Source organism: Burkholderia sp. Bp9143 (assembly GCF_003853645.1).
Taxonomy (GTDB): Bacteria; Pseudomonadota; Gammaproteobacteria; order Burkholderiales; family Burkholderiaceae; genus Burkholderia.
Genome location: NZ_QTPO01000041.1, coordinates 1 through 15,159, shown reverse-complemented (window position 1 = coordinate 15,159; position 15,159 = coordinate 1). Strand labels below are relative to the sequence as shown.

Sequence of the window (15,159 nt, the reverse complement as noted above, 5' to 3'; positions counted from 1 at the left end):
GTCCGTCATGTCCGAATCCGCATTACCGCACGGGGCCGGCACCGGATCGGCCGCCGTCTCGCACCGGCGGGTCCTCGCGCTCGCCTTCCCGATCGTCCTGGCGAACCTGACCCAGCCGATTCTCGGCGCGGTCGACACGGCCGTCGCCGGTCACCTCGACGGTGCGCAGTATCTCGGCGGCGTCGCGCTCGGCGGGCTGTTCTTCAACTTCGTGTTCTGGGGCTTCGGCTTCCTGCGCATGGGCACGACTGGCCTCGTCGCGCAGGCGCATGGCGCCGGCGACGCCAACAGCATCCGCCTGAACGTACTGCGCGCGCTGATCGTCGCTTTCGTGCTCGGTGCCGCCGTGCTCGCGCTTCAGGTGCCGCTGCTGTCGTTCGCACTGACCGCGCTGGGCGGCAGCGAGGCCGTCCGCACGACGGCGCTGGCCTATAGCCACGCGCGAATCTGGAGCGCGCCATTCGCGCTCGCGAACTACGTCGTGCTTGGTTACCTGCTCGGCGCGCAGCGCGTGCGGCTCGCGCTCGTCGCGCAGGTCTTCATCAACGCGGTGAACATCGGTGCCGTGCTGCTGTACGTGTACGGCTTCGGCTGGGGCATTGCGGGGATCGGTGCGGCGACCGCGACCGCCGACGCGTGCGGCTTCGCGCTCGGCGCCTGGATGCTGTGGCGGCTACGGCCGCGCGGTCTCGTGCCGCTGGCCGTGCGGGCGCTGGCGGACCGAGCGGCGCTCAAGCGGCTGATCGCGCTCAATCGCGACATCTTCCTGCGCACGCTGTGCCTGCTCGGCGCATTCGGCTGGTTCGCGCACCTCGGCGCCAGACAGGGCGACGCGACGCTCGCGGCCAACGCATTGCTGCTGAATTTCCAGACCTTCATGGCGTATGGGCTCGACGGCTTCGCGCATGCGGCCGAGGCGCTCGTCGGTGCCGCAGCCGGCGCGCGCGACCGCAGCGCATTCCGGCAGGCCGTGCGCGTGACGCTGCTGTGGTCCGCGCTCGGCGCGCTGCTGTTCGCGCTCGTCTATTGGACGGCCGGCGGCTGGATCGTCGCGCGACTGACCGACCAGGCCGAGATCCGCGCGGTCGCGCTGCAATACCTGCCGTGGGCGGCGATCTCGCCGATCGTGTCGGTGTGGGGGTTCCTGCTCGACGGGGTGTTCATCGGCGCGACGCAGACGCAATCGCTGATGCGCGCGATGGTCGCGTCGTTCGCGATCTTCATTGCCGCGACGCTGGCGGCTGTCGGGCCGTTCGGCAATCACGGATTGTGGTTCGCGCTGCTGCTGTTCATGGTCGCGCGCGGCGCGACGCTCGCGCGCTACCTGCCGGCGCTGATGCGGCGGATCGGCGCCGACGCTCCCACGACCGGCGCCTGACGGCCGCGCGATCCGCGTCGTTACTGCGCGGGCGCAGGTGCGGGCGCCGACGGCGCCGGTTCGCCGAGCATCGACGGCGGCGTCATGTCGGTCGGCACACCGTGGTAATCGGCCGGATCTTGCGGCGGGTGGCCGCGACGGGCCTGACGGGGATCGCTGGTACAGCCGGCAAGAAGGGACGCGGCCAGCACGGCCAGCATGAAACGGGTCATCGGGAAGGCTCCGTAAAACGGCGCGCCCATCGCGCGCCAGGACCGCGCCGAGTCTAGCGGAATTCCGGGTTGGGGGTCGTCCCGCGCGTGTCCTACTATGCAGCCATGGCGCTGTGCCGTTGAAAGGAGGCTGCCATGTCGTCTGAAGAGATCGCTGGCCTGATTGGCCTGTTCATCGGCCTGATGGTGCTCGTCGCCCTGTCCTATTTCGAGTCGCGCGAATACAAGCGCAGCCACGGCGGCGAAGGGATGATCCATCACTGGATGGCCGAGCACCACCTGCTCGACTGGCGCCGCAAGCACTAGGCAAGCCCGCCCTGTCGTCCGGGCCGCCACCTGCGCAGCCCGCCGTAAACGTGCGCCCAGCCGCACGGTGGTCAGCGCATATCGCTCAAATTAACAGGGCCTGATACGACAACGTCCTTGGAATGGTCAAACGCCGTCGCGCCGCAGACTGCCGCGCGACGGCGTTTGCGTGCGTGCGCACCCGGGCAGCACGCCGCGATCGGGATGGCTCAGCCCAGGAAATGCCGGGCGTAGCGGGCGTTGATGTCCGACAGCCGGAACAGCGTGAGGAAGTCCGCGCAGTTGAAGTCCGGATCCCACGCCGGCGCGCCGCAAATCTTCGCGCCGAGGCGCAGATAGCCCTTGATCAGCGGTGGCGGCGCGACGACGGTGCCCGTCTGCAGCTCGTCGACCGGCAGTGCCGTATGCGGGAACGCGCGGTATTCCGGCGCCGTCAGCGAGTTGGCCGGCAGCGACTGATACAGGTTCGCCGCATAGTGGCCGCCGTCGGCCATCGACACGCTCGCGCAGCCGAGCATCGTCTCGTAGCCATTCTGCATCATGTATGCGCCGAGACCGCCCCACAGCGCCATGATGACGGCGCCGCTGCGGTAGTCACTGTGCACGCACGAGCGGCCGACCTCGACCATCTTGCCGCGCAGGTGCGTGAGGCGCGACAGGTCGAATTCGCCTTCCGCATACAGACGGCCGACACGCGCGGCCTGGTGAGGCGGCAGCACGCGGTACGTGCCGACCACCTTCAGCGTGTCGAGATCGCGCACCAGCAGGTGGTCGCAATAGGCATCGAACGGATCGACGTCGAGACCGGACGGACCGCTGACCTGCGCGCCCATCTCTTCGGCGAAGACGGTGTAACGCAGGCGCTGGGCCTCGCGCAATTCGTCTTCCGTGCGTGCCCAGGCGGCACGCAGACGGTATTCGGATGTGACGGTTTCAGCAGCGCGCGGCAGGTGACGCCTCGACGTATCGAGGGGAAGCGAGGCAAAAGGGAGCGTAGGCGTCGGCAGTTCTCGCATTAGGCTTTCCTGGTCGTAAGGAATAGGACGACATGCCAGCCAATGTAGTAACCGGTCGTTACCGTTCTGTGGCACGACCGTGTCCATTCAATGACGTGTCGCCGAATTGACTTTAGCAGAAAGCTTGCGAAACCGTATGATCAATGCCTTCAAGCCCCTTCAGACCAGGTCCGGCGTCAATACCGCGCGCAGCACGGCCTGACGGCTGCCGTCGCGCGTGCGGCTCGCGAGCCACACGATACCGCCCTTCTTGACGCTCCAGCTGTCGTCGTTGCCGGCGATCAGCTGTGCGGCGACGCTGCCGAGCGTCGGCTGGTGTCCGACGATCACGACCGTCGGTGCGATGCCGTCGGGCCAGCCGGCGGCCGCCAGCACGTCGTCGACGCTGCCACCCGGCGCGAGTGCATCGATGGTCCGGTACTGGTCGGTCAGCGCCTCGACGGTCTGCACGGTGCGCGCCGCCGGGCTCGCGAGGATCACGCTGCTCGACTCGAGCCGGCTGCGCAGCCATTTGGCCATGGCCTGCGCCTCCTTGCGCCCGCGGGCCGTCAATTGGCGTGCGAGGTCGTTTGCCGCGTAGTCTTCGGCTTCGGCGTGGCGCCACAGGATCAGGTTCATCATGATGTCTCTCCATGCTTCGGCGAACGATCCGGTCGCCCACGCGGGCCGGACGATCACTAGCGAATTGTCACCCTTCGCATTGTCACCAATCGTGACCCATTCATGATCATGCATGCCGCATGCATAACGTGATTGACCCGATCCCCCATTAGACGATAGAATCTTTGGCTCGTCGGAGCGTAGCGCAGCCTGGTAGCGCATCTGATTTGGGATCAGAGGGTCGTAGGTTCGAATCCTATCGCTCCGACCAAAGGAATCAAGGGGTTACAAGCCATCGGTTTGTAACCCCTTTTCCGTTTCAAGCACCATGCAGTCCGGATCAGCCGATATCGATCCCTTGCGGCTGCATCAATTCACCTCATCTCGTCTCGCCACCACAGTGCCATCCATCGGCACCGGGACTTGACGCGCCCCGCCACAACGCGTGCCCGTTCTCGATTCATTTGGCGAGCGAATACAGCAGCGTCCCGGAAAACAACACCAACAGCACCGATGCGGAACGAAGCACCGTCGTGATATGGCGCGGTCCGGATGCCAGTCTCCTTGTCATACGCCCCAGGCTGGCCCAACCCGTCCCGACGGGCACGAGGATCAGCAGAAACGCACCGAACGCGACGGCCCCGCTATTGGCATCGTGAAACGCCTGAAGCGGGAATGCCGTACTTGCAAGCAGAAAGGCCTTCGGATTCAATAGCGTCGCGACGAACAGATCCCGCCGCGTCACCGCCTTCGGACGTCGATCGCCTTCCAGACTGCCCCGCGTCCACATCTTTGCGGCCAACAGCAGCAGGTACGACGAGCAGGCTACCTTGATCACGCTCAAGACTTGTGGATGCTGCACGGCGAACGCCAGCAGCGAGATGCCCCAAACAGAGATGGCGATGACGTAGCCTGCTGCCTCCGCAAGCACGAGCGGCAACGTTCGCGCCAGACCCACACTGATTCCCGATGAAAACAGCAGCGTGTTGGTCGGCCCTGGAACGATCAACACCAATACCGCGTAAAAACACATCGTCATCAATTGATGAGTATCCAACGTAGCCTCGCCAGAGGTGGTGACCGATTTTTCAGCTTCGTTCGTCATGAAGCGATGCCAGATACGGCGACGCATCGGTTTGTTCGCCGAACTCGAACTTCGTCGCTTCCAGTGCGCTGTACAGGCGAGCCGAATCAGCAAGGCAATACCATCCGCAGCCCGCGCACGAAACTTGCTGGAACACGCGATAATGTCCGCGACTAACCCGCAACCGCGCATGAAAAACCACGTTTTCAAGACCGCCCTGCTCGGCGCGCTGCTCGCACTCGGCGCGTCGAGCGCCGCGTCGGCCAAGTCGCTCGACGACGCGCTCGACTGCCATTCGAATGGCCACAAATTCGTCGCGCCGCTGCTCGCGGCCGGAGACATCCAGTCGGAGCCGATGCATGTCGAATCGAATTCGGTGAACGCGTTCCGCACGAACCATCCGCTGACCGCCTACGGCTTCGGCGTCTATGTCGTGCTTGGCTACCAGGCGAACGATCCGATCTTCCAGCTGGGCGACGGAACGCCGATCGGCAACTGGGCGTACGGCGTCGTGGTGCGCGGCACGAAAAACGCGGTCGAGCAGGCCGTCCGCAAGGCCGGCAGCGATGCGACCGTCAAGCAGGCATTCCCGTTCCTGACCGCGATCGTGTGCTCGGACTGAGCGCGTCGCAAGAAAGGCGGGGCGGCACGAGCGCGCCGCCGCCATGCCGGCGCGTTACGCGCCCGTATAAACCACGCGATACGGAATGCCGACCTTCTCCCACTCGGCCGCTTCCTGGCTGAGGCTGTAGTCGGTCAGCGGGTTCTGCTCGACCCATGCGCTCGGCAGGCGCACTTCATACCCGCCCTTCTTCATCTGCGACACGGAAATGTTCGGCAGCCCGGCATCGGTCCGGCGCCGGCACAGCAGCGCGGCGAGTCGCAGGCAGAACAGCAGCGGCCATTCGACGTCGCGCGCCTGCGACAGCTTGCCGAGCTTGCCCGCATGCCCGACCACGAGCGCGGCCAGGCGCGCCTGGTCGGTGCGCGAGAAACCCGGCATGTCGGCATTGCTCGCGATATACGCCGAATGCTTGTGATACGAGCTGTGCGAGATCGACAGGCCGATCTCGTGCAACGCGGCGGCCCAGCCGAGGAACATCCGGCCTTCCTCGCGTGCTTCGTCGTCGGACTCGTCGAGCTCGTCGTAGAACCGCACCGCCAGTGCGGCGATCCGTTCGGCCTGCGCACGATCGACGCCGTAGCGACGCGTGAAGCCCTCGACGGTCACCGCGCGCATGTCCTCGTGCTGGGTCCGGCCGAGCAGGTCGTACAGCACGCCGAGACGCAGCGCGCCGTCGGTGGTGTCGACATAGTCAACGCCCAGTTCCTCGAACACCGCGAGCATGATCGCGAGGCCGCCGGCGAGCACCGGCACGCGATCGGGCTTCAGCGCGATCAGCTTCAGCCGGTTCACGTTCTCGGCCTTGATCAGCGCGCGCTTCAGGCGTTCGAGCCCGCCGCGCGAAATGCCGTGCGTGATGCCCGCGTCGTTGAAGCCATTCGCCTCGACGAGCTCCGCGAGCGCACGCGCGGTGCCGGACGAACCGATTGCCTGGTCCCATCCAGCCTTCTTGTACTCGCTGGAAATGATCTGGATCTCGCGCTTGGCCGCGAGTTCGGCCTGCCGCATCGTGTATTCGTCGACGTTGCCGGCCGGGAAGAACGCACGGCTATGGCTCACGCAACCGATATAGAGACTTTCCATCACGATCGGCGTGTAATGCGAGCCGATGATGAATTCGGTCGAGCCGCCGCCGATGTCGACGACGAGCCGCTTGCCGGCGCTCGCGGGTACCGAATGCGCGGCACCCGCATAGATCAGGCGCGCCTCTTCGCGGCCCGCGATGACTTCGATCGGAAAACCGAGCGCCGCCTCGGCCTCGCCGAGAAATTCGCCCGCGTTCTTCGCGACGCGCAGCGTGTTGGTCGCCACCGCGCGCACATGATCGGGATGGAAATCGCGCAGGCGCTCGCCGAACCGCTTGAGCGCCTCCCAGCCACGCTCCTGCGACGCGCGGTCGAGCATCTTGTCGCTCGACAGGCCCGCGGCCAGTCGAACCGGCTCGCGCAGCGCATCGACGGGATAGATCTGGCTGCCCGCCGGCGTTTCCTCGACGCGCCCGACGATCAGCCGGAAGCTGTTCGAGCCGAGATCGACGGCAGCCAGCAAGTGGGGGGATGTAACCATCAGAAGGGGGCTCCGTGCGCGTTCGCCCGCGGCAGCCGCTCCGGCCTCGCTGGACGATCAATCAAAGGCGACATTTTAAGCGTGGAACGCTTGCCGTTGCCACGCTTCACGGGCATGTACACGGGTGGATTGTATATGGCCGAAACATTTATGAGACGAAACGGTTCCGGCGTAGAATTTCCCGATATAAATAAACCATTGTCATCAGCACGTCATCGTACCGTGAGAGTTTCCGAGCGTCCTTTCGAATCATCGCCCGAATCACCCCCTACTCTGCCGATGTCCGTCCGTTATCCGCTTCTCAATCGTGAACTCGGCATCCTCGGTTTCAACGAGCGCGTGCTGGCCCAGGCGGCGGACCCGCACATTCCGTTGCTCGAGCGACTGCGCTTCATCTGCATTACGAGCAGCAATCTCGACGAATTTTTCGAAGTCCGGATGGCCGGCCTTCAGGAACAGATCCGCGATAACCCCGGCGCACTGACACCCGACGGCATGTCGCTGCAGCACGCTTACGATCTCGTCGTCGAGCGCGCGCAACGGCTCGTGCACCGCCAGTACACGATGCTGCACGAAACCGTGCTGCCCGCGCTCGAACAGGAAGGCATCTACTTCCACGCGAGCGACACGTGGAACGACGAGCAGCTCGAATGGGCGCGCCGCTACTTCCTCGATGAACTGTTGCCGGTGCTGACGCCGATCGGCCTCGATCCGGCGCATCCGTTCCCGCGCGTGCTGAACAAGAGCCTGAACTTCGTCGTCGAGCTCGAAGGCCGCGACGCGTTCGGCCGCCAGGCGGTGATGGGCATCGTTCAGGCGCCGCGCGCGCTGCCGCGCGTCGTGCGCATGCCGCAGGCGCTGTCGGGCTTCGAGCACGGCTTCGTGCTGCTCAGCTCGTTCATGCAGCGCTTCGTCGGCGAACTGTTCCCGCAACTGGTCGTGAAGAGTTGCAACCAGTTCCGCATCACGCGCAACAGCGAGCTGTTCGTCGACGAGGACGAAATCACCAACCTGCGCGTCGCGCTCCAGGGCGAACTGCCTGCGCGCCACCTCGGCAACGCGGTGCGGCTCGAAGTATCGGCCGACACGCCGGCGCATATCGTGCGACGCCTGCTCGAGGAAAGCGTGCTCGGCGACAAGGATTGTTATCGCGTGGCCGGCTCCGTGAACCTGGTGCGACTGATGCAGATCCCCGATCTCGTCGATCGCCCCGACCTGAAGTTCGCGCCGTTCGCCGCATCGATCCCGCCCGCGATCGTCAACGCGCCGACGATGTTCGACGCGATCGACGACGGCGACATCCTGCTGCACCACCCGTACGAAAGCTTCCAGCCGGTGCTCGAACTGCTGCAGCAGGCCGCGAAAGACCCGAGCGTCGTCGCGATCAAGCAGACGATCTACCGCACCGGCACCGATTCGCCGCTGATGGACGCGCTGATGGAAGCCGCGCGCAACGGTAAGGAAGTGACCGTCGTCGTCGAGCTGCTCGCGCGCTTCGACGAGGAAACCAACATCAACTGGGCGTCACAGCTCGAAGCCGTCGGCGCGCACGTCGTGTACGGCGTGGTCGGCCACAAGTGCCACGCGAAGATGATGCTGATCGTGCGGCGCGTCGTGCAGGCCGGCAAGGCGATGCTGCGCCGCTACGTGCACCTCGGCACCGGCAACTATCACCCGCGCACCGCCCGCCTGTACACCGACTTCGGGCTGATGACGGCCGACCAGAAGATCTGCGAGGACGTGCACCACGTCTTCCAGCAGCTGACCGGGATCGGCGGCGAGCTCACGCTGCACGAGCTGTGGCAGTCGCCGTTCACGCTGCATCCGCGCATCATCGAATCGATCCGTGCGGAGATCGACAATGCGCGTGCCGGCAAGCGCGCGCGCGTGGTCGCGAAGATGAACGCGCTGCTGGAGCCGTCGGTGATCGCCGCGCTGTACGAAGCATCGAAGGCCGGCGTCAAGGTCGACCTGATCGTGCGCGGCGTGTGCGCGCTGAAGCCGGGCGTGCCTGGGCTGTCGGAGAACATCACGGTGCGCTCGATCGTCGGGCGCTTCCTCGAACACCACCGCATCTACTATTTCCACGCGGGCGGCGCCGAGGACGTCTATCTGTCGAGCGCCGACTGGATGGACCGCAACCTGTTCCGCCGCGTCGAAGTCGCATTCCCGATCCGCGAGCGCAAGCTGAAGCGCCGCGTGATCGCCGAAGGGCTGTCGGTCTGCCTCGGCGACAACCAGTCGGCCTGGCAAATGCTCAGCGACGGCCACTACCGCCGGCGCCGTGCGGGCAAGACGACCCGCAACGCACAGCTCGGGCTGCTCGCGAAGTTCTGTTCGTAGGCACGCGGCGCGCGGTTTCGCGTGTCGCGCAACAAACAAAAAAGCACAGCCCGAGGGCTGTGCTTTTTTGTTTCCGGCGGGATGCCCACGTGAGGCACCCGATTCGCGTCATGCGCTCACGCCTCGAACGCGGCCGGCCGGATCGCGATGATCCGCGAGGCCGGGAAGCGTGCGGTGAACGTGCTGCCGCGCCCTTCCTCGCTCTGCACGTACAGGTGCGAGTCGTGCCGCTGCAGCACGTGCTTGACGATCGCGAGGCCGAGCCCCGTGCCGCCCGTATCGCGCGAGCGGCTGCGATCGACGCGATAGAAGCGCTCGGTCAGACGCGGCAGGTCGGCGGCCGGAATGCCGAAGCCGCTGTCGGTGACGGAGAACACGCCCTGCGTACCCTCGCGCCGCCAGGACACCAGGATCTTGCCGCCGTCCGGCGTATAACGGATCGCGTTCGTGACGAGATTCGCGAAAGCACTGAACACCTCGGTCTGCGCGCCCGTGACGCCGAGCGTCTCGTCGATCGCGAACGCGATCTCGTGATGCCCGTTCGACAGCGTCTGCGCATCCTCCTTCAGATGGTCGAACACGGCGCGCATGTCGATCGCGTGATCCATCGGCGGCTTACTTTCGCCCTCGAGTTTCGCGAGCACCAGCAGATCGGTGACGATGTGCCGCATCCGTGACGCCTGCTGCTCCATCATCTCGAGATAGCGCGCGCGATCTTCCTCGTTCAGCGGCAGTTCGCGCATCGTCTCGAGGAAGCCCGACAGCACGGTGAGCGGCGTCTTCAATTCGTGTGACACGTTCGCGACGAAGTCGCGCCGCATCGCGTCGGTCCGCTCGAGCTCCGTGATGTCCTGCGTGAGCAGCAGCTTGCGGTTCTCGCCGTACGGAAACACCTGTACTTCCAGCACGTTCTGCCGCGCGTCGCCCATCCCGCGCATCACGAGCGTCTCGTCGTAATGGTGCGCGTTCAGGTAACGGACGAACTCCGGATGACGCACCAGGTTCGTAATGTGCTGGCGCAGGTCGCGTTTCGCATCGAGGCCGAAATGCACCTCCGCGATTGCGTTGCACCACTCGATCTGGTCATGGTCGTCGAGCATCGCGACGCCGTTCGGCGATGCCTGGATCGCCTGGATGAAGCGCGAATGCTGTTGCTCGACCTGCCGGACCTGCGCATGCCACTGCTTCGCGAGCTTGTGCAGCCGATAGTAGATTTCACCCCAGATGCCCGGCGCGCTCGGCACCTCGCCGTAGACGGGCGCATCGAGCAGACGCCACAGGCGTTGCGTATGGAAGGTGCTGAAGAAGCCCTGCGCGACCAGCATCACGGCCGCGAACGCGAAGCCCGCGGCCGGGCCGGCGAACACGCCGACCAATACGCTGAGCAGCACGAGCAGCACGAGCGACACGATAAAGCGCGCCCAGATGATGTTCATGATTCAGCGCCCGAAAGAATGAACGGCATGCCGTGGCACACGGCATGTCCGGATACGTTACGCGTGCTTCGCGAGCCGGTAGCCGCTGCCGCGCACGGTCTCGATCATCGCATCGCAGCCGGCCGGTTTCAAGGCCGCGCGCAATCGTTTGATGTGGACGTCGACGGTGCGCTCTTCGACGAACACGTGATCGCCCCAGACCTGGTCGAGCAGTTGCGTGCGGCTGTGCACGCGCTCCGGATGCGTCATGAAGAAATGCAGCAGGCGGAATTCGGTCGGGCCGAGATCGAGCTTGATCTCGCTGCCGTCGCCGTGCGCGGCGACCCGGTGCGTGGCCGGATCGAGGCGCAGCCCGTTGATCGACACGACGTCCTCGGTCAGCTGCGGCGCGCGGCGGCGCAGCACGGCCTTGATGCGCGCCATCAGCTCCTTCGGAGAGAACGGCTTCGTCACGTAGTCGTCCGCACCGATCTCGAGGCCGAGCACCTTGTCCTGCTCGTCGCCGCGCGCGGTCAGCATGATGATCGGAATGTGCTTGGTCCGTTCGTTGTTGCGCAGGTCGCGCGCGAACGCGATGCCGGACTTGCCCGGCAGCATCCAGTCGAGCAGCACGAGATCGGGCAGCACGTCGCTGATCAGGTTCTGCGCCTGCTCCGCGTTGTACGCGCGGATCGGGCAGTGACCGGCATGCTGGAGATTCACCGAGATCAGTTCGGAAATCGCGGGCTCATCTTCAACGACGAGAATGTTGCTGGGCATCGGCACCTCTGTTCTTCCTTACGGAGTCGATTAACTGTTGGCTTCGCGATCGAGCGTGTCGCGCGGCTGGTGCCGCACGTCGGTGCCCTTCACGATGTAGATGATGAATTCGGCGATGTTCTTCGCGTGGTCGCCGATCCGCTCGATCGCCTTCGCGATGAACAGGTACTCGAGGCCGACCGAGATCGTGCGCGGATCTTCCTGCATGTACGACACGAGCTTGCGCACGAACGCGCGGAATTCCAGGTCGATTTCCTTGTCGTCCTTGACGATCTGCGCGGCCGCCACCGTATCGAGGCGCGCGAACGCGTCGAGTGCGCGGCGCAGGATCGTCACGGCCATCTCGCCCGACACCTTGATCTCGGCGATGTTCACCGTGCGCGCGGCCGGCTCGTCGACCAGGCGGCGCACGCGCTTCGCGATCTTCTCGGCCTCGTCGCCGGCGCGCTCGAGGTTCGTAATCGTTTTCGAAATCGACATCAGAAGACGCAGGTCGCGCGCGGCAGGCTGCCTCCGCGCGATGATGTTGCCGCACTCCTGATCGATGTCGACTTCCATCGCGTTCAGCGTTTCCTCGGCCGCGATCACCTTCTCGGCCGCATCGCGGTCGAATTCGTTCAGCGCGTGCATCGCGCCGACGATCTGCGACTCGACGAGCCCGCCCATTTCCAGCACTTTCGACGACACGGCATTCAGGTCCGCGTCGAACTGGCTCGACAGATGTTTATCCGACATGGTAGTGATTCTCCGTCATCAGCCGAAACGGCCGGTGATGTAGTCTTCCGTTTCCTTGCGCACCGGCTTGATGAAGATCTTTTCGGTTTCGCCGAATTCGATCAGCTCGCCCAGGTACATGTAGGCCGTGTAGTCCGAGCAGCGCGCGGCCTGCTGCATGTTGTGCGTGACGATCACGACCGTATAGTCGCTCTTCAGCTCCGCGATCAGCTCCTCGATGCGGCCCGTCGAGATCGGGTCGAGTGCCGAGCACGGCTCGTCGAGCAGCAGCACTTCCGGACGGATCGCGATGCCGCGCGCGATGCACAGACGCTGCTGCTGGCCGCCGGACAGCCCGTAGCCGCTCTGGTTCAGCTTGTCCTTCACTTCGTTCCACAGCGCGGCCTTCGTCAGCGCCCACTCGACGCGGTCGTCCATCTCCGAGCGCGTGAGCTTCTCGAACATCTTCACGCCGAACGCGATGTTGTCGTAGATCGACATCGGGAACGGGGTCGGCTTCTGGAACACCATGCCGATCCGCGCGCGCAGCAGCGAGATATCGCGCTTGGTGGTCAGCAGGTTCTCGCCGTCCATCAGGATTTCGCCTTCGGCGCGCTGCTCCGGATAGAGCGCGTACATCTTGTTGAACGTGCGCAGGAGCGTCGACTTGCCGCAACCCGACGGGCCGATGAACGCCGTCACCTTCCCTTCGGGAATGCGCAGGTTGATGTTCTTCAGCGCGTGGAACTTGTTGTAGAAGAAGTTGAGGTTGTTGACCTCGATCTTCGCGTTCAGCGGCGCCAGCGGACGGCCATGCGCCGCGTCTTGCGTGCCGGCGGGCGCAGCGGTGCGCTCGACGGGATTCAGGTGGCTTTCTGCCATATTCATCGGATCGCTCCGCCGTTACTTTTTCGAGAAGATCGAGCGCGCCAGGATGTTGAGTCCGAGCACCCCGAGCGTAATCAGGAACACGCCCGCCCATGCGAGCGACTGCCATTCGGCGAACGGGCTCATCGCGAACTTGTAGATCGTGACGGGCAGGTTCGCCATCGGCTGGCTCATGTCCCACGAGAAGAACTGGTTCGACAATGCCGTGAACAGCAGCGGCGCCGTTTCGCCGGCGATCCGCGCGACCGCGAGCAGCACGCCCGTCACGATCCCGCCGACCGACGCGCGCAGCGTGATCTTCAGCACCATCCGCCACTTCGGCGTGCCGAGCGCGACGGCTGCTTCGCGCAGCGCGTTCGGTACGAGCTTCAGCATGTTCTCGGTCGTGCGGATCACGATCGGGATCTGCAGCAGCGCGAGTGCGATCACGCCGGCCCAGCCCGAGAAGCGCCCCGACTTCGCGACGACGATCGCGTACACGAACAGGCCGATGACGATCGACGGCGCCGACAGCAGGATGTCGTTGATGAAGCGGATCGTGCTCGCCAGCAGGTTCTTCTGGCCGTATTCGGCGAGATAGACGCCCGCGAGGATGCCGATCGGCGTGCCGACCAGCGTGCCGAAACCGCACAGCAGCAGGCTGCCGACGATCGCGTTCGCCAGGCCGCCGCCTTCCGTGTTCGGTGCCGGCGTCGATTCGGTGAACAGCTGCAGCGACAGGCCGCCGACACCGAGATGCACCGTCGTGTAGAGAATCCACACGAGCCACAGCAGGCCGAATGCCATCGCGCCGAGCGACGCGGTCAGCGCGATCGCGTTGGTCACCTTGCGCTTGCGCTGCAGGCGATTGCGCATCGCATCGAGCACGGCGCCGTTCGGCCCCGGGAAATTCATGATGGGCTCGCTCATTTCTTGCCCTCTCCCTTCTCGAGACGAAGCAGCAGCAGTTTGGAGATGGACAGCACGATGAACGTGATCACGAACAGGATCAGGCCCAGTTCCATCAGCGCGGACGTATGCAGGCCCGGTTGCGCTTCCGCGAATTCGTTCGCGAGCGCCGACGTGATGCTGTTGCCCGGCGCGAACAGCGACACGCTGTCGAGCAGGTTCGTGTTGCCGATCACGAAGGTCACGGCCATCGTTTCGCCGAGCGCGCGGCCGAGGCCGAGCATCACGCCGCCGATCACGCCGGTCTTCGTATAGGGCAGCACGACCTTCCACATCACTTCCCACGTCGTGCAGCCGATCCCGTACGCCGATTCCTTCAGCAGCACGGGCGTGACTTCGAACACGTCACGCATCACCGACGCGATGTACGGGATGATCATGATCGCGAGGATCACGCCGGCCGCGAGGATGCCGATGCCGATCGGCGGGCCGGCCGTCAGCGGGCCGAGCACCCAGACGTCCTTGAAGATGCGGCCGATCGGCTTCTGGAAGTATTCCGCGAAGATCGGCGCGAACACGAGCAGGCCCCACATGCCGTACACGATCGACGGAATCGCGGCGAGCAGCTCGATCGCGATGCCGAGCGGGCGGCGCAGCCACACGGGCGACAGTTCGGTGAGGAACAGCGCGATGCCGAAGCTGACCGGCACCGCGATGACGAGTGCGATGATCGACGTCACGATCGTGCCGTAGATCGGCACGAGCGCGCCGTAGACATCCGAGTTCGGATCCCACTCGGATTGCCACAGGAACGCGATGCCGATCTTCTGGATGGTCGGCATCGACGCAATGATCAGGGAAACGATGATCCCGCCCAGCAGCAGCAGGGTCACGATCGCGGCAAGCCGTGCGAGGCCGCCGAACAGAACGTCGCCGAGACGGCCCGGCGCGCGTTGCGACGCGGCGTCGGCGGACCGGGAGGACGTGTAGGAAATATCAGACATGGTTGCCTGTTCTGGATCGCCGGGCGCCGTAACGCCCGGCCTTACCGCACACACTGCCCGACCGGCACGGCCGGGCAGCGAACCGCTGTATTGCTTACTCCGCGGCGACCGACTTGCCCGATGCGTCCGTCACCTTCGTCTTCCACTGCTTGCGGATTTCCGTCTCGACCGATGCCGGCAGCGAGATGTAGTCGAGGCTGTCCGCTGCCTTCTCGCCGTTCTTGAACGCCCAGCTGAAGAACTTCAGCGTTTCGGCGCCCTGCTCCGGCTTGTCCTGCTTCGCGTGCAGCAGCACGAACGTCGCGCCGACGACCGGCCATGCTTCCTTGCCCGGCTGGTT

Annotated in this window: 15 protein-coding genes, 1 tRNA gene and 1 pseudogene; 5 read left to right on the top strand and 12 right to left on the bottom strand. The window is 65.0% G+C overall.

The window, feature by feature from the left end:
* Positions 1 to 7 precede the first annotated feature (7 nt).
* Entirely contained in the window at positions 8 to 1,378 is a 1,371-nt protein-coding gene (locus DIE23_RS27170; RefSeq protein WP_124614937.1) for an MATE family efflux transporter, read from the top strand.
* Positions 1,379 to 1,398: 20 nt separating this feature from the next.
* Here DIE23_RS27170 and DIE23_RS27165 read toward each other — a convergent pair whose 3' ends face one another.
* Entirely contained in the window at positions 1,399 to 1,590 is a 192-nt protein-coding gene (locus DIE23_RS27165; RefSeq protein WP_124614936.1) for a hypothetical protein, read from the bottom strand.
* A 135-nt stretch (positions 1,591 to 1,725) separates the two neighbouring features.
* Between DIE23_RS27165 and DIE23_RS39690 the strand changes: the two genes are divergently transcribed.
* A complete protein-coding gene (locus DIE23_RS39690; protein WP_162840567.1) occupies positions 1,726 to 1,896 on the top strand; it encodes a hypothetical protein in 171 nt (56 codons plus the stop codon).
* A 209-nt stretch (positions 1,897 to 2,105) separates the two neighbouring features.
* Here the strand turns inward: DIE23_RS39690 and DIE23_RS27160 are convergent, their stop codons facing one another.
* Positions 2,106 to 2,912 (bottom strand): GNAT family N-acetyltransferase, encoded by an 807-nt coding sequence (locus tag DIE23_RS27160; protein ID WP_059449345.1) that lies wholly within the window; start codon positions 2,910 to 2,912, stop codon positions 2,106 to 2,108.
* A gap of 159 nt (positions 2,913 to 3,071) precedes the next feature.
* Positions 3,072 to 3,533, bottom strand: a complete 462-nt coding sequence (sixA, locus tag DIE23_RS27155) for a phosphohistidine phosphatase SixA (protein WP_185646540.1) — start codon at positions 3,531 to 3,533, stop codon at positions 3,072 to 3,074.
* A 173-nt stretch (positions 3,534 to 3,706) separates the two neighbouring features.
* On the opposite strand from sixA, the gene DIE23_RS27150 reads away from it, so the two are divergent.
* Positions 3,707 to 3,783 (top strand) — tRNA-Pro (locus tag DIE23_RS27150).
* A 189-nt stretch (positions 3,784 to 3,972) separates the two neighbouring features.
* Here DIE23_RS27150 and DIE23_RS27145 read toward each other — a convergent pair.
* Positions 3,973 to 4,551, bottom strand: coding sequence for a LysE family translocator (locus tag DIE23_RS27145; RefSeq protein ID WP_124614989.1), 579 nt, complete (start codon positions 4,549 to 4,551; stop codon positions 3,973 to 3,975).
* A 235-nt stretch (positions 4,552 to 4,786) separates the two neighbouring features.
* Between DIE23_RS27145 and DIE23_RS27140 the strand changes: the two genes are divergently transcribed.
* Entirely contained in the window at positions 4,787 to 5,218 is a 432-nt protein-coding gene (locus tag DIE23_RS27140; RefSeq protein ID WP_124614934.1) for a hypothetical protein, read from the top strand.
* Positions 5,219 to 5,272: 54 nt separating this feature from the next.
* On the opposite strand, the gene ppx is transcribed toward DIE23_RS27140, so the two are convergent.
* The gene (gene ppx / locus DIE23_RS27135) at positions 5,273 to 6,787 is read right to left on the bottom strand and encodes an exopolyphosphatase (RefSeq protein ID WP_124614933.1); all 1,515 of its coding nucleotides are present in this window, start codon (positions 6,785 to 6,787) and stop codon (positions 5,273 to 5,275) included.
* 279 nt (positions 6,788 to 7,066) lie between these two features.
* Between ppx and ppk1 the strand changes: the two genes are divergently transcribed.
* Positions 7,067 to 9,130 carry a polyphosphate kinase 1 gene (ppk1, locus tag DIE23_RS27130; RefSeq protein WP_124614932.1) on the top strand — a complete coding sequence of 688 codons (2,064 nt, stop codon included), beginning with the start codon at positions 7,067 to 7,069 and terminating at the stop codon, positions 9,128 to 9,130.
* A gap of 116 nt (positions 9,131 to 9,246) precedes the next feature.
* Here ppk1 and phoR read toward each other — a convergent pair whose 3' ends face one another.
* From phoR to DIE23_RS27095, 7 genes and pseudogenes are all read right to left on the bottom strand, one after another.
* The gene (gene phoR, locus DIE23_RS27125) at positions 9,247 to 10,566 is read right to left on the bottom strand and encodes a phosphate regulon sensor histidine kinase PhoR (protein ID WP_124614931.1); all 1,320 of its coding nucleotides are present in this window, start codon (positions 10,564 to 10,566) and stop codon (positions 9,247 to 9,249) included.
* Positions 10,567 to 10,623: 57 nt separating this feature from the next.
* Positions 10,624 to 11,325, bottom strand: coding sequence for a phosphate regulon transcriptional regulator PhoB (gene phoB / locus DIE23_RS27120; protein ID WP_006750313.1), 702 nt, complete (start codon positions 11,323 to 11,325; stop codon positions 10,624 to 10,626).
* A 30-nt stretch (positions 11,326 to 11,355) separates the two neighbouring features.
* A complete protein-coding gene (gene phoU, locus DIE23_RS27115) occupies positions 11,356 to 12,060 on the bottom strand; it encodes a phosphate signaling complex protein PhoU (RefSeq protein ID WP_014897420.1) in 705 nt (234 codons plus the stop codon).
* Positions 12,061 to 12,078: 18 nt separating this feature from the next.
* Positions 12,079 to 12,927 carry a phosphate ABC transporter ATP-binding protein PstB gene (pstB, locus tag DIE23_RS27110; RefSeq protein WP_059523444.1) on the bottom strand — a complete coding sequence of 283 codons (849 nt, stop codon included), beginning with the start codon at positions 12,925 to 12,927 and terminating at the stop codon, positions 12,079 to 12,081.
* Between the two features lie 15 nt (positions 12,928 to 12,942).
* Positions 12,943 to 13,836, bottom strand: a complete 894-nt coding sequence (gene pstA, locus DIE23_RS27105; protein ID WP_124614930.1) for a phosphate ABC transporter permease PstA — start codon at positions 13,834 to 13,836, stop codon at positions 12,943 to 12,945.
* Positions 13,833 to 14,819, bottom strand: a complete 987-nt coding sequence (gene pstC / locus DIE23_RS27100; protein WP_124614929.1) for a phosphate ABC transporter permease PstC — start codon at positions 14,817 to 14,819, stop codon at positions 13,833 to 13,835. Before pstC ends, pstA begins: the two co-directional genes overlap by 4 nt.
* A 94-nt stretch (positions 14,820 to 14,913) precedes the next feature.
* Positions 14,914 to 15,159 (bottom strand): annotated as a pseudogene (locus tag DIE23_RS27095) (phosphate ABC transporter substrate-binding protein PstS); the annotation flags it as partial.

What these genes read in the sequence shown, in the direction of transcription:
- DIE23_RS27170 (WP_124614937.1), top strand. Translation starts at nt 8, where the DNA reads ATGTCCGAATCCGCATTACCGCACGGGGCCGGCACCGGATCGGCCGCC.
- DIE23_RS27165 (WP_124614936.1), bottom strand. Translation starts at nt 1,590, where the DNA reads ATGACCCGTTTCATGCTGGCCGTGCTGGCCGCGTCCCTTCTTGCCGGC.
- DIE23_RS39690 (WP_162840567.1), top strand. Translation starts at nt 1,726, where the DNA reads ATGTCGTCTGAAGAGATCGCTGGCCTGATTGGCCTGTTCATCGGCCTG.
- DIE23_RS27160 (WP_059449345.1), bottom strand. Translation starts at nt 2,912, where the DNA reads ATGCGAGAACTGCCGACGCCTACGCTCCCTTTTGCCTCGCTTCCCCTC.
- sixA (WP_185646540.1), bottom strand. Translation starts at nt 3,533, where the DNA reads ATGATGAACCTGATCCTGTGGCGCCACGCCGAAGCCGAAGACTACGCG.
- DIE23_RS27145 (WP_124614989.1), bottom strand. Translation starts at nt 4,551, where the DNA reads ATGACGATGTGTTTTTACGCGGTATTGGTGTTGATCGTTCCAGGGCCG.
- DIE23_RS27140 (WP_124614934.1), top strand. Translation starts at nt 4,787, where the DNA reads ATGAAAAACCACGTTTTCAAGACCGCCCTGCTCGGCGCGCTGCTCGCA.
- ppx (WP_124614933.1), bottom strand. Translation starts at nt 6,787, where the DNA reads ATGGTTACATCCCCCCACTTGCTGGCTGCCGTCGATCTCGGCTCGAAC.
- ppk1 (WP_124614932.1), top strand. Translation starts at nt 7,067, where the DNA reads ATGTCCGTCCGTTATCCGCTTCTCAATCGTGAACTCGGCATCCTCGGT.
- phoR (WP_124614931.1), bottom strand. Translation starts at nt 10,566, where the DNA reads ATGAACATCATCTGGGCGCGCTTTATCGTGTCGCTCGTGCTGCTCGTG.
- phoB (WP_006750313.1), bottom strand. Translation starts at nt 11,325, where the DNA reads ATGCCCAGCAACATTCTCGTCGTTGAAGATGAGCCCGCGATTTCCGAA.
- phoU (WP_014897420.1), bottom strand. Translation starts at nt 12,060, where the DNA reads ATGTCGGATAAACATCTGTCGAGCCAGTTCGACGCGGACCTGAATGCC.
- pstB (WP_059523444.1), bottom strand. Translation starts at nt 12,927, where the DNA reads ATGAATATGGCAGAAAGCCACCTGAATCCCGTCGAGCGCACCGCTGCG.
- pstA (WP_124614930.1), bottom strand. Translation starts at nt 13,836, where the DNA reads ATGAGCGAGCCCATCATGAATTTCCCGGGGCCGAACGGCGCCGTGCTC.
- pstC (WP_124614929.1), bottom strand. Translation starts at nt 14,819, where the DNA reads ATGTCTGATATTTCCTACACGTCCTCCCGGTCCGCCGACGCCGCGTCG.